Source organism: Pseudomonas sp. PME37.24/006 (assembly GCF_055556635.1).
Genome location: NZ_JBVHNL010000221.1, coordinates 1 through 253, shown reverse-complemented (window position 1 = coordinate 253; position 253 = coordinate 1). Strand labels below are relative to the sequence as shown.

Genomic DNA, 253 nt, shown 5'->3' with positions numbered 1-253 from the left:
AATTGGCGGCGTTCCTCAAGAGAAGCAGCGCTCATCATCTTCTGATGCATATCACGCATGGTTTTCATCTGGCTATCCATCTGTGCCATGGATGCACCTGCCGCGGCAGATTTTGCGGGAGACGCAGATGAAGCTGCCTCGGGATGATGTCCTTCATGCTCTGCTGTGTTTTGAGCCAATGCGGCAACCGAAAATGTTGCCATCGCGATCGCGCCGATCAGGTGGATGAAGCGTTTCATGATTTCTCCTCGAT

General features: G+C 52.6%; 1 pseudogene. It reads right to left on the bottom strand.

Features of this window, described 5'->3' with window-relative positions:
• Positions 1–239: pseudogene (locus ACZ3GY_RS24485) on the bottom strand (hypothetical protein); the annotation flags it as partial.
• Positions 240–253 lie beyond the last annotated feature (14 nt).